The organism is Shewanella inventionis, from assembly GCF_014641855.1.
Lineage (GTDB): Bacteria > Pseudomonadota > Gammaproteobacteria > Enterobacterales > Shewanellaceae > Shewanella > Shewanella inventionis.
Genome location: NZ_BMII01000062.1, coordinates 1 through 13,188 on the forward strand (window position 1 = coordinate 1; position 13,188 = coordinate 13,188).

Here is a 13,188-nt window from a genome sequence, read left to right on the forward strand (position 1 = left end):
ATTAACCCTAACCGCTGGTCAAATGGCACCAGAAACTGGGATGAAATCGGTGAGGTGGAGTTAAACCCAGAGAACAAAAAAGAAGCAGCTTAACAGCTTAGGCGACAACTACCTTGAAAAACGCCGATACTTTAGAGGCGATAAGGCTCCTGGCAAGCCTAGATAATGTCATTGTTGTATTTACAGTTGATGGAGAACAATTATTGAATGCCGTCGCTCTAAAGAGCTTGAATAGCTTTGTAGACCAGAAGCAGTCTCAGCAGATAGCCCGTGATTTTTTAGGAAAACTATTTCAGTTAGTTATAGAACTGGATGAGCCAAATCCTTCTCAACTGTCTCAGTTTATTCAGAAACGACTTTATGATTCGATTGAAGTTGGTATTGAAGTGACAGACTCATTCAAGCGAAGTGAATATCTAAAACAACAGGTAAAAGAAAAGGCTGATAAAGAATTTAAAGTAGATTGGGAGGAAGCTGAAAACGAGGAGGAACAAGCAAGTGAAGTTTCAGACTCATACCTGAAAAGTACCTTAGCGGAAGTTGAATACTTTACTCTTCTCACTGGTCTTTTCAATATCGGTAACCCTAGAACTTTGATTAGACTTCATAACTCGATAACACTATTAAAAGGTCTTTTTCCTATATTGATAATTGATAGTGAAAAGCTAAAACAGCATATCTTCTACCTTTTTTTCAATGAGGTTTACACAGAAGGTATACCAATTTACGCTTTTGATATACCTGAGTTTATAAAAAGGCTAGAAAGTAGCCGCTCTCTCAGAGATAGAGCTGTTCAAAATCATTACCTTGAAGATATTTATCCCAATGAGTCTGGTAAGTTACAGGTAATTTTAAATAGGGTCCGCAAGGTTTCCATGCCTTGCGTAAAACGTCAGTAAAGATAAATGAAAAAAGCAAAGTTTTACTGTGAAGGCGGACGTAAAATGGTAGGTAATGGCTATGAGCAGTGATGGTTGAAGTATTTCCCTTAATGACAAAGACCTATTTATCAAACGCTAGATAGCGAAAACCCCGATGAAACTCACCGAGGTTTTGACGCCGACCGGGTACTCCCAATCCACTTGCGACAAGCATAGTACGTACAATAACGTAATATCAAGTTTATAATGGCGTTATACGCCTAGATACCATCAGCACCATTTAGCAGTAGGTTATACCTTGTCATCAAAACAGTCAGCGCAAACAATTAAGCACAGTTGGTTTGGCCATTTTTATAGGGGCAAGCCAAATGCTGTGGATCTCACCGAGAAAGGCATTACATTTTATCGTGCTCAGGGGCAGTTTTTAGCTAAGTTCGGTTCAGTTAAAGAGCCACCAGCTGAAGTGTGTTTTTTATGGCAACAATTAGATTGCCCACCGAAGTTTAGTTTTAGTCCTTTAGGTTATCTGCTTGGATTTACTGTTTCAGGTAAGGCTTATCAAGTCCTTTTTCTCAGCTATTTTGCTCGAAAACATTTTGAAAATGACATAGCGCAACGTTGGGCTACCCATAATGCCCAGCAGTTGAGTAATCTTGTGGCTAGGGTTGAACTAACACTTGCTAAGGAATATTTGCGTCAATCGCGCTTGGAGATGATGCAGGCAAGAATCGAGCGTGAATATCGGCGTTGGTTCCCTTGGTGTGAAAATATGCCATTGGCGAATGATATAAACGCAGCGTTAGCCAAATTACAGAAGATGTATAGCTGGAACAAAGCAGACATCGAACAACTGCGTGAAAACTATGTAAAAGCTCAGCTATTCAAGTTTGCAGATTTTTTTGAACATGTTGAATCTAAGCCTCTGACTGAGATGCAGCAACGAGCTTGTGTGATTGATGATAACAATAACTTGCTATTAGCAGGGGCTGGTACGGGGAAAACTAGCGTAATGGTGGGGCGTGCAGGCTATTTAATTAACAGTGGTCAGGCACAAGCCGATGAAATACTACTGCTTGCTTACGGCAGAAAAGCGGCTGACGAGATGGATGAGCGGATTAAAGAGAAGCTTGGTACTGATGATATAAAAGCAAGCACCTTCCACAGCTTAGGTTTAAGGGTTATTGCTCAAGTCGAAGGCAAGTCACCGAGCCTATCGCCTTGGGCTGAGGATGAAAAAGCGAAAGACAATTGGGTGCAAAGCACGCTTGAAACATTGATTGAAGATGGCGCCTATCGTAAGCAACTGTTTGAGTATTTTAGTCAATACTATTACGTTGAAAAAAGCCCTTTTGATTTCGACACTTTGGGTGAGTATTTTCAATACCTTAATGACAATGATATTCGCACCCTGAAAAGGGAGCGGGTAAAAAGCTTTGGCGAGCTATACATAGCTAATTGGCTGTTCAGTAATGGTATTGAATACAAATATGAAGCTAAGTATGAGCACGATGTAAGTTGTGTGGATTTTCGCCAATATCAACCTGATTTTTATCTACCTGACTATGGTGTTTATATCGAGTATTACGGTATCGATGAAGATCATAGTACAGCCCCTTATATCGACAATCAGCAATATTTGGAGTCGATGGAGTGGAAGCGACAGTTGCATAAAGAGCACGGCACAGTTTGCCTTGAACTATTTTACTATCAGCATAAAAAAGGTCTGCTCACTCATAAGCTTGAGCACGCTATTCATGCGTTAGATATCAAAGTGTCTCCGCTACCCGATGAAGCAATACTAGCGACACTTAATGAACTTGGTCGTGTTACTGAGTTAGCCAAATTGTTCAGTAAGCTGATTGGCTTGTATAAAGCTGCTTGCCTAGATGAAAACGGATTAAATAAGGTATTTAAACATGCCGCAGATGCAAAGCAGATTCGTAAAGCATTCGAACTACTAGAGCCGATATTAAGTCGTTACCAACAGCAATTGTCAGCCTCTGGCGATATTGATTTTGAAGACATGATAGGCAAAGCATTACGCTATATTCAACAAGGGCAATTTCTTAGTCCATGGCGCTATATCATGGTCGATGAGTTTCAAGATATCTCAGAGCCTAGGGCTCGGTTAGTCAAAGCGTTAAGGGACTCCAGCTTACCTGGGGGCAAACCAAAAGCATCGCTGTTTTGCGTGGGTGATGATTGGCAGGCAATTTATCGATTTAGTGGAGCAGACGTCAGTTTAACCACTCAGTTTACTGAATATTTCGGCCCTACAGCGAAAACGTATTTAGATAAAACGTTCAGATTCAACAGTAGTATTGGTGATGTTGCGACACAGTTTGTGACTAAGAATCCCGTGCAACTTAACAAAGATATCCGTTCAGTCTCTCAGGTTGATTACCCTACAGTGTCATTGATACGACGAGGTGAGCAAGAACCTGCAACGCAAGATGAGCCAAGCCACAATGCACTTGAACAGGCTTTAAATGCGATTAGTAAGCGTGTTGAAAAGGTTGAAAAGGTTGAAGATGAACTTAAGGGCCAGCCTGTAGTGTATCTGCTGGCGCGATTCTGGTTTCAACTACCCGATAACGTTAGGCTAAAGCAGTTAAACAGACAATACCCAAAGCTGACTATCGAATGTCAGTCTTTTCATGCTTCAAAAGGTAAAGAGGCTGATTACGTGGTGATCATGGGGATGCAAACGGGCAAGCATGGCTTTCCGTCTATGAAAGTCACGCCCCCAATACTTGATGCTTTTTTAGCTAAGACTGAGGCATTTGAATTTGCAGAAGAGCGTCGATTGTTTTATGTCGCCCTAACTCGCGCAAAACACCGCGCATACGTGCTAGCAGATATGACTGACGCAAGTCCATTTGTGGTCGAACTGCTCAAGGATAACTATGCCATCGAGCAAGATGAGTTCAGCACCTCTTTGGTACAGAAAATATTTGAAGACATAAGTTGTGTTCGCTGTACTACTGGCACTTTAAAGCCAAGAGTGGGCAACTTTAAGTCGTTTTTCTCATGTTCCCACTTTCCCTTATGTGACCATAAAGAGGAGGGCTGTGAGCTTTGTGGTAGCCCGATGACGCGTAAACGTTTTACTGGCTTTAAAGTCTGTCTTAATGACGTCTGCAGCAATACAGTACCAATTTGCAGTGTTTGTGGTGGCGATATGAAATTAAGAAAGGGTCCTTATGGTGAGTTCTGGGGCTGCCGAAATTACCGTAATAAAAGCAAGCAAAGCTGCGGTCATATTATAGATAAAGCTAAGCTAGAATTACCGAGTAAAGAGGTTACTTAATCTGTACTAGCTCAGATTTGATCTGACCAAATGCCAGTTTATATTTTAATGAGGTGATTTATCCTAACTATTTAAGGCATAGCTCATACGAAACCACCCAACTCTAACCCTTTAACATACTCAACGAAGCTTTCAGCTTTACCTGATTCACATAATTGTTGGGCCGTTAAATTTCCGTAAGCCGCCAATGGTTCGCTTTTAAACCAGCTTAAAGCTGCTTCAGCGCCACCAGACCAACCTAATAATAAGGGAACTAGGTAGTCTTTTTCGTTCTGAGACAAAAACGGGTCTATCGCGATTTCTAGCTTGTTACGTTTATGATGGCTAGTTGCCATAATTGCTCCTTAGAGCATTGTCTAACTGAGTTTGGTTCTAATCTTGTATCTCTAACAACTCACCTATCTCTACATTTAAGTACTTGCAAAGCGTTTCAATGACATCAAGCTCAACTCGAGTAGCGGTGTCATTGTAAAGGCGAGTTATTGTGCCTCTATTGATATCTGTATCTCTGGCGACATCTGAAACTTTTAACCGTTTTTCTCCGAGAATCCTTGAAAGATTACACTTCAAAATATACTCCCATAAAACAAAATGTTCTCCTGCAGATAAAAAATGCTTGCAAAAGATAATAAATGAGCATAAATTTGTTCTATAGGAGGTTAAAGGGGCTTCCTATGGAATCAAATGACCTATCGGAGAGTATATTATGTCTAATACTTATTTAACAGCAGAAGAGCTTTCTGCACGCATTAAATATGATGCAAGAACCATTCGCGATCAGTTAAAAGATGCCATCTTGCTCGAAGGAGTGCACTACATTCGCCCGTTCGGTGGCCGCAAAATTTTATTTATTTGGGAAAGTGTTGAGCAGTTAATGTTGTTCGGTTACTCCGACATCTTACCAACTAAGTAGAGGAGGGCGATTAGATGGGGACTATAAATACACGAAGCAATAAGTTGCAGATTGATTTTAGGTATAGAGGTATACGCTGTCGGGAGATGACCACCCTTGAAGACAATGCCGCAAACCGTAAAAGGGCTACCGCAGTGTTAAAGCGAATTGAGGCTGAAATACATTTGAATCAATTTGAATATGCCCGGCATTTTCCTAATAGTAAACAGGTCAAAAAGTTTCAAGAATACGACCGTATGACAGCAATAAAACAAGCTGACTCAACACCTTCCGTTAGCGAATTTATAGCGCAATGGCTATTGGAGAAACGACCTGAGTGGCGTCCATCGCAGTTAAGAACAATCGAAGATATTTTGAATCTTTATATTTTGCCCCGATTTGGTGAGCACAACATACAGGCAATCACCAAGGCTGAAATATTAAAATTTAGGGCGGATTTAGTCGATGGCCAAGCATTTGCCAAAGCGTTATCTGCTTCTCGCATCAACCAAATTTTGTCACCTTTGCGAGTAGTGCTGAATGATGCATCTGAACGATATGATTTTGTGAGTCCATGGAAGTCTATTAAACCATTGCCGGTAAATCGTAAGCCTGTTCACCCTTTCACACTTGATGAAGTGTTTAAATTTTTAGACGTTGTTAGGCCTGATTTTCGTTGTTACTTTTTAGTGCGCTTTTTTACTGGTATGCGTACCGGTGAGATAGACGGTTTGCAGTGGGAAAATGTTGACTTGGTTCGACGACAAATTTTAATTCGTGGGTCCTGGGTGAGAAATAAGCTCGGTCCAGTAAAGACTAAAACATCGCTAAGAGAGATCGATATGAATGATTTAGTTTTTGAAGCATTAACCCAGCATGCAAAAAAGTCGGCAGGTAAAGGCTTTGTATTTCAAACCTCTGGTGGCATGCCCATGAATAATAAAAACATGTCTTATCGTGTTTGGTACCCGACGTTGAATATAGCCAAGATCCCTCAGCGAAATCCTTATCAGACTCGCCATACAGCCGCTACTTTGTGGTTGGCCTCTGGCGAGTCTCCTGAGTGGATTGCCCGGCAAATGGGTCATGCTAATACCAACATGTTATTTACGGTTTACTCGCGGTATGTGCCCAATTTAACGCGCCAAGACGGTAGTGCATTTGAGGCATTTTTAAATCAAAAAATTGAAGGGAAAAACTTATGAATCGTAATACATGTGCCAACCTTGCTTATTACTTATGCCAACGTTTTTACTGTCAACCAGCGGGTCGCGAATTAATATGTGTACTAGGAGTGGCTAGTCAGAAAACGAATCACTCAGCGCTAGTATGCTGGATTGAGTCTATCGACCCTAAGACGGAAATCCCCGATATTCTGTGGTGGGAGCAAAAGCTTAAACGGCAATTAGAATCTAATGGTTATTTGTATTGAACCGTAATAATGGCCATTAACATTTAACTTTAATAAGCAAAGTGCACCGTCAATATAGATCGGTGTATTTTGCTTATTGAAGCCAAATTTTTTTAAATATTGTGCCGTATAGTGTCAGAGAATGTTCACCGTAAAATCTTTTCCTAAACTGAATGGGAATACCTAACTACCTTGAAAAACGCCGACTATCAAGTCATTCAACTTGTGTTTTCATCATCATGATCCCTGCCATATGCAGTAAGTAAACAAGCGAATTCGATGAGTATTTTCGTTGGTTTCGACGTTCCATCATCTCCTTTTCATTGGAGTGTCTAAGCTCTAATCTAACTGCGCCACGACCTTCTTTACCAATAGAGGACGATTTTTTGTGGACAATACTTTGGATCCCCTTATAAGCATTTTGCCATAGTGTTTTATGTGAGGCGTGTTCCATTGAAAATGTGACGACTCGCCATTTATTTTTGGGGATAGCAAAAGCAAATGTATCGATAAAAAATGTCAACTCCTCTGGGGATGAAAAATAGACTCCAGATTTACTTTGAGACGTATTTTGAAGGGCAAATTTGATTACTTTTATGAGGTTTCTATTATCATCTTTAAAGTGAAGCCTAATCTTATCAATCAGTGTTGTTAACCATCTACGTTCTAGCAAAGACGATGGCTTTGGTGGTAGAAAACCGTTCCCATATGCTCTCAACCTTGGGTTACCTGATCGGGTTGTTATTTTTCTGAGTTCCACTGCATTTCGATACCATTTTTGGATGATTTCATGGTCGATATGAAATTTATGACTAAGCTCTCTTGGATCTAGTCCTGAATTTATCTGCTGCAAAATGACATAGCATGTATTTAAAGAAGGCGCTTGGGAGGGCATGCGTTTCTGCGTGCTTGATATGTCATTATTGCTAATAGCACTGCCATCATTGATTGTACGTATTTTGTTTATGTGTAGTTTTTTAACCAAATATCGTGCAAATTGTTGTGCAACTAAAGGGGAGCCGTCGGGTTTATTATCGCTTAATGCTTTAATGTACCTTCTCGACGCTAAACCAAGATTGAACATATGTTTCTGTGTCACATCCAAATGCATCTTAGACAGTTTATAACCCAATATGAAATCTGAAAAATGGAAGTAATTTGAAAAACAAACTTCAGGATCAGAGTGGCCGTCAAACGATGCAATCGAATAATACCGGTTTCTTGCCGAGTTTCCTGATATTAAGTGAATGATTTTTTCACAGATGCTGTTGCTGTATGGAACTGCCTCTGGAATTACTGCGTGAGCGTCTTCTAGTTCACACATGAGTTGCAACCGAGAAATTGCACTGTGCCTTAAATGATGAAAAACATAATGGTCAAGGCCTGATAATTCTCTTAACATTGTCTTGGTAAAATGTGACATAAAATACTTATCTATAGGCTCACTCTTATTGATACCAAACCCCAATGCGAGCTTTGATTTGGTGTTTTTTACATCCGACAATCTTGAGATATTAAGGACTTGTTTTACAATTTTTTTTTCGTTTTCCAAAAGAAGAGGGTATAAAGGTACTCTCCGTAGCGAAGCATGACTTTTATTATTTCCATATTGATTTTCTCGAATTTCGAGCCATGCTGTTGGCGAGCTTTCGATATCAGACAACCTCAACTTGATGACTTCACTAATCCTCAACCCACAACGAAAGCTTATAATCAGTACCGCTTGTAATGTTGCTTTCTCCTCGTTATCTAAGTCATCAATGATCAAAACCGATCCTAATAAGGCTTTGAATAATGTTTCGTCAATGAAGCCTGCATTTGTATGGGCTTTATTTTTGTCACCACTGTAAATAACTTCACTGAGTAATGGGAAATCGAACTCTCTGGCGGCATGGGCATGAAAATCATTTAATCTTGCCGCTAGATTACACTTTTGTTTTTGTGTGGGAGTGTTATCAATAAGTTGATGATAGAGATCTAACATACTCTGTTCATCGATGATGCTTAACTGATAATACTCAGAAAAAAGTAACCACTTTCTTGAGAGCGTTGAGTGATAACTTCGAATAGTTGATGGCTTGCATGTTTGCGACTTGAGTAATAGCCAGCTTAATAGTGTGCGTTGTGCAAGCGATAACTGATGCTGTGCTGCTAATGATTCGAGTGATGTTGAAAGTGCTTTGCGTGATAGTTTTTTAATGCCATTTTCACGTAGGGCATGAGTTAAACATTTAAAAAACTCTTTTGTAGGCAAAATACTTCTATGCTCAATAGGATCCTTTTTAAAGGGAATGTCGATTCTTTTAAAGCTAATCGGGGTTGATATAGCTGATGTTGGTTTGGTTTGTAATCTGGCTAAATTATCCAGCGGTAGGGAGTAGGATTTATTCTTGCCTGTTGCATACTCTAGTATGGCTTGGTTGATATTTATGTTCGGTAAACTCTCGATAACTCCAATGGCAGAAATACAGAGCTTTTTTAGGCTTTGAGCCAAATTGGGCAACTTCACTTGATACCCTTTCGTTAACAATGCATGTAGGGTTTTACTCTCAATAGGCTTTATCCATGATTGATACCTTTCTTCATGTTGAACTGAATTGAGTTGCTTGATAAAAGCCAACGTTAGCGGAGATAGGTAACAATGGTAAATCGTTTCTGTTTTCTCAGTGTTTTTTATATTGGTATTATAGCCAGCGGAATCGATTGTCAGTGATATAAATGAGGCGTTGTTGATTATCTTGAGATCTAATTTCCCTGATAGTTTTGTAGCGAATGCTCGGACGAGATCATGGTTACAGCATCCTGAGTGGCAAATAAATGAGAGTAATATCGAACGAAATATATCGGCTCCGTCTTGCTTTGTTCCTGTGTCCTTAACGTGTTCGAACCAGCTTGTATATAGCGCTTGAAAAGCACAGCTTTGCTGCATCCATTCTTGGTTTCTTATCGATTGCTCTGCTTTTTGAAATACTAAATATGAGAGCGGTTCAAGTGTTGATTTAGCTTCATAGATGTAGGCATTTATAATTTTTACACACTGATTAAAGCCGGTTCTCAAATCATTAAAAGAGCTGAATGATTTTTGAATATCCTCTAAAAGGCTCTGCCAGTTATCATTAAATTCGGTTGATAGCGGTAATTGTTTTCCCTTCGGAAAATGTTTAGCGGTAATCTGTTCTGCTTTAGTAATAATTTGCTTTCTATGGCAAGCTCTGGCATCAGATCTATGCTTAACTCCAATGTTCTTAGACATAGTCGATTGCCTTGAAGTTAGTATCAATGAGCTTCTGATTAATACACTGAGCGATTGTTTTCAAATCAGCGATAGAATACGAACAAAATCGTGTAAAAGACGGAGAATTAACTTCTGCATGTCCCATCCAAGCAGCTATGAGGTCAGGGTCGATACTCTTTGATACCAATAGTGACCGAGCATAATGTCGATACCAGTTAAGTGGTAGTGGGATTATGCTATCGAAATGTGATGACATACTTTTAGGGCTAACTTCTTCGATGCTTAATCCTTGACGATAAAAAAATAAATGTTCTTTCCCATTGAGGGCATCTTCATAGCGTTGACTTAATTTTATGTCTATTCGCCTCGTTTTAACTTTAAAAAAGTGTAAATAAGCGATGTATTTTTCAATAATAGAGAGGGTTATATCGGGGAGAACAACCACTCTACCATTGGTTGTTTGTTGTATTTCTTTATCTGAAATCCAAAATGTTTTGTTGAAAAGGTTTAAGTCTGTTATTTTCCCGAGCCATCCAGTGACAGGTCGGTATCCTGACGATATTGCCAATGCTATCTGTACATAATATGTAATGAAGTTATGATATTTATCGCTTTCGATGCCGCGTTCTGCTGCAATTTTTGTTTGTATACTTTGGATAGTGATTGAAATGACGTTATCTTTAATAAATAAAGGACTGCCTATTAGTTCATCCGATGTTTGGTGGGCATGAATATACCGAAATTTTTGCTCTGCTAGTTTCTCAAGATAGTTAATATACCTTTGATGAGTTTGGCTTAGTTGATTGCCTGTCAATTGAGTGTACGAGAGTTCTGGATGAGTATTGGCCGACTCTCCCATTATGAGTGCGATAATGGTCGGGTCTATAGCTTCTTGTTTAAGTTTTTGTCCGAGAAATTTAGCTATTTTTCGTTTAGTTAAATGAGTGCCATGTTTTTTGTTTAGTGCTGATAACACATCGGCAATATCATTTTCGACCTGTTGACCATACTTTGTCAGTACAGCACTGTTAATTATTGCAGGTAATGTGATGCTATAACTCTTTTGTATATGCTGTACTAAAGGTTTTATCGTTTGTCTGTACTTTTGAGTTGGCAATAGATGTTGTCTGATTAAGGTATTTTCTTTGGTGTTGAAGTGCCAAAGAGAAAGCTGCTCAAAAGAATTACCGAGCATTAATGAAGCTAAGATGAATGAGCGTGCTAAATCATTAGTTTGATCGTTATTTAAGCAAAATTTCAATAGTGTCTCTATTTCGAAATTGCTGGCATTATTGATGTCGCATGGTAATGACATTTGGTTCTTTAATACTTGATTGACCTTCGCTCTTGCTTGTAGCTTTTGAATGGCGTAGCCATTCATTGATGGCTTTTTCATTGAAACTAGATAGGCATTCTTCGTCTTTTGAGTTCCCGATTCTTCACGTTGCCATTGCTCTTTTGTTTTTGTGACCTCACTTAGCTCAATGATGGTTGATTCATCTGTGTCATCTTCAATTTTTTTGCCAATAATTACTGTTTTTCGACGACCAAATTGAGGCTTTACGTTCCGAGTTATACCTTCTTTGTTGTTGTGACTATCACGGATCGGAACATACATTCTTGATAATTGATGTCCCACTTGCTCAGTAGCGCTGACCTCAAGGTTTTTTTTACGAGCATCATCAAGCTCGAGTAATAGCAGATCTATTTCATTGTTTATAACGTCTGGAAGGTTATTGGACAATGAATCACGCTTACCTAGCGCCCACTGTCTGAGTTCATTGCATGCACCTTTGATTGCCGATTCGTGTGAGCCCATCATGTATAATCTGGCAGATACGAGCAGGATTATCGCTTTATATTGGTCATATTGATTTTTATCTTGGGAGGGCGATGACATAACACACGATATAAACGCAACAAAGTAATATTTTTCGAGCTGCTTGCTGCTTGTTAGATGGCTGTATAATTCTTGTAAAGTGGTGTGCTCCACATTGACCATGCTTTCATCTGCAAAAGATTCGGCATGTTCTTTGATTGTAGTTAGCTCTTTAAACTCTCGTTTATACTGGCTTTTAAGTAAGTCCGTAAGCCGTAGCACCTCCCTAGCAATAATATGATGATAGTTTGATAACGCTTTGGGAAATGCATTGTTGAGTGCATTTAATATCACCTCTTTTGTAAATCGACTGCCACTTTGGTTCTCATTCATGTAGACTTTCCAAGACCATTGTTAATACAGATTTTGTATCTTTTGCTTCGATTGTTGATTGCTCAAGTCGCCTTTTTTTGGATCTTTGTTTGGCAATACAGCCTCGAGATTTTGTGGTCATACTTGCGAATTTTTCTTCTGATAACCTCTTTGCATTAAACAGCTCTTGCATAATATGTTCTGGCATTAGCTCATTAATGCTATCGAATGTGGCACCTAGGCTATCTTCAGTGATCGAGCCGAATAATGATTTTGAGATTACAGCTTTCCAGGCATGGGACCCTATATAAGCCTGAGAGGAAGCCGAGGGATGAACAATGACGATTGAGTCGTCCAACTGAATGTTGCCGAGGTCGAAAAAAGCGGACTCAAAGCCGCTGATGAGTTGGAGCGTATCGGACTTATGTATAGCGTGTAGTGTTTGTTGAGGGCCAAACCTTATTTGCTCTATTGCCGTTAATCCTGAACTGAATAGATATTGCGTCTTGTTCGTAAATCGCCAGGCTGCTTCGGCATAAGGATGAATCGATACTTTGCGTATTCTTCGAGCGTATTTTTTGTGTAATAGTGAAACCATCCTAGTTTCCTCCAATCCTTTGTAGAACCTGTATACATTTTCTTGTGACCAAAAGTCAACTTGCGAAGCAAAAAACTGTGATAAAAGGCGTTAAATGATACTTTTCGATTTGGCGATATTTTGCAGTTAAAATATTGAATACTCCGCTTTTTACGTTAAATGCTGGTTGATGTCATTCTAGCCCGTTTGGGCTTTAGTCGGTCTCCAAAACCGATGGTTGCGGGTTCGAGTCCTGCCACCCCTGCCAAATTTAGAAGGCCTAGCAGAAATGCTAGGCCTTTGTCTTTTCTAGCGTTATTTAGTTTTTTGGTTTCATCTATAGCGCTAACTCTTCATCTCATAAAACTTCAATTTCGTAAATGGTGACTAAATGGTGACCATGATGAAATCGTATTGGCTGTTTAATCTGGTGTATAGCTTTACATACACTGGACCTTAAGCATTAAGTCTGACATAAATCCCATCTAAGGTTATGTCTTCTTTAGATTTTCTTTGCTGTGACTTTGGAGCGTTTCTTGTTATATAGCAAATCGCCCAGTCTATCTTTTCTGTTATTTCTGACCAGGCTCGATGACAGATACATTCAAAGATAGGCAGTAACCAAACGTCCACATTTTTTGCAGCTTTGAACAGTGAAACTGAGGGCATTATCTGAAGTGCGGTACTGCGC

General features: G+C 39.5%; 10 protein-coding genes and 1 pseudogene. 5 read left to right on the forward strand and 6 right to left on the reverse strand.

Features of this window, described 5'->3' with window-relative positions; translation table 11 throughout:
* The first annotated feature begins 113 nt into the window (after positions 1 to 113).
* Positions 114 to 899: a P-loop NTPase fold protein gene (locus tag IEW93_RS20795; protein ID WP_188741131.1), complete on the forward strand. Its 786-nt coding sequence runs from the start codon at positions 114 to 116 to the stop codon at positions 897 to 899.
* A 280-nt stretch (positions 900 to 1,179) separates the two neighbouring features.
* Positions 1,180 to 4,191, forward strand: a complete 3,012-nt coding sequence (locus tag IEW93_RS20800; RefSeq protein WP_188741132.1) for a UvrD-helicase domain-containing protein — start codon at positions 1,180 to 1,182, stop codon at positions 4,189 to 4,191.
* Positions 4,192 to 4,274: 83 nt separating this feature from the next.
* Here IEW93_RS20800 and IEW93_RS20805 read toward each other — a convergent pair whose 3' ends face one another.
* Together IEW93_RS20805 and IEW93_RS20810 are read right to left on the reverse strand one after the other, a co-directional pair.
* The gene (locus IEW93_RS20805) at positions 4,275 to 4,526 is read right to left on the reverse strand and encodes a hypothetical protein (RefSeq protein WP_188741133.1); all 252 of its coding nucleotides are present in this window, start codon (positions 4,524 to 4,526) and stop codon (positions 4,275 to 4,277) included.
* Positions 4,527 to 4,563: 37 nt separating this feature from the next.
* Positions 4,564 to 4,761 carry a helix-turn-helix domain-containing protein gene (locus IEW93_RS20810; RefSeq protein ID WP_283104478.1) on the reverse strand — a complete coding sequence of 66 codons (198 nt, stop codon included), beginning with the start codon at positions 4,759 to 4,761 and terminating at the stop codon, positions 4,564 to 4,566.
* Positions 4,762 to 4,897: 136 nt separating this feature from the next.
* Between IEW93_RS20810 and IEW93_RS20815 the strand changes: the two genes are divergently transcribed.
* The 3 genes from IEW93_RS20815 to IEW93_RS20825 are packed head-to-tail and all read left to right on the forward strand — an operon-like array spanning position 4,898 to position 6,515.
* Positions 4,898 to 5,104: a hypothetical protein gene (locus tag IEW93_RS20815; protein WP_188741134.1), complete on the forward strand. Its 207-nt coding sequence runs from the start codon at positions 4,898 to 4,900 to the stop codon at positions 5,102 to 5,104.
* 14 nt (positions 5,105 to 5,118) lie between these two features.
* A complete protein-coding gene (locus IEW93_RS20820) occupies positions 5,119 to 6,288 on the forward strand; it encodes a site-specific integrase (protein ID WP_188741135.1) in 1,170 nt (389 codons plus the stop codon).
* Positions 6,285 to 6,515 carry a hypothetical protein gene (locus tag IEW93_RS20825; RefSeq protein WP_188741136.1) on the forward strand — a complete coding sequence of 77 codons (231 nt, stop codon included), beginning with the start codon at positions 6,285 to 6,287 and terminating at the stop codon, positions 6,513 to 6,515. Before IEW93_RS20820 ends, IEW93_RS20825 begins: the two co-directional genes overlap by 4 nt.
* Positions 6,516 to 6,708: 193 nt before the next feature.
* Here the strand turns inward: IEW93_RS20825 and IEW93_RS20830 are convergent, their stop codons facing one another.
* From IEW93_RS20830 to IEW93_RS20845, 4 genes and pseudogenes are all read right to left on the reverse strand, one after another.
* Positions 6,709 to 9,747, reverse strand: coding sequence for a tyrosine-type recombinase/integrase (locus IEW93_RS20830; protein WP_188741137.1), 3,039 nt, complete (start codon positions 9,745 to 9,747; stop codon positions 6,709 to 6,711).
* The gene (locus IEW93_RS20835) at positions 9,740 to 11,941 is read right to left on the reverse strand and encodes a site-specific integrase (protein WP_188741138.1); all 2,202 of its coding nucleotides are present in this window, start codon (positions 11,939 to 11,941) and stop codon (positions 9,740 to 9,742) included. Before IEW93_RS20835 ends, IEW93_RS20830 begins: the two co-directional genes overlap by 8 nt.
* Complete coding sequence (locus IEW93_RS20840) at positions 11,934 to 12,518, reverse strand: hypothetical protein (RefSeq protein ID WP_188741139.1); 585 nt, start codon at positions 12,516 to 12,518, stop codon at positions 11,934 to 11,936. Before IEW93_RS20840 ends, IEW93_RS20835 begins: the two co-directional genes overlap by 8 nt.
* A 435-nt stretch (positions 12,519 to 12,953) precedes the next feature.
* Positions 12,954 to 13,188: pseudogene (locus IEW93_RS20845) on the reverse strand (IS4 family transposase); the annotation flags it as partial.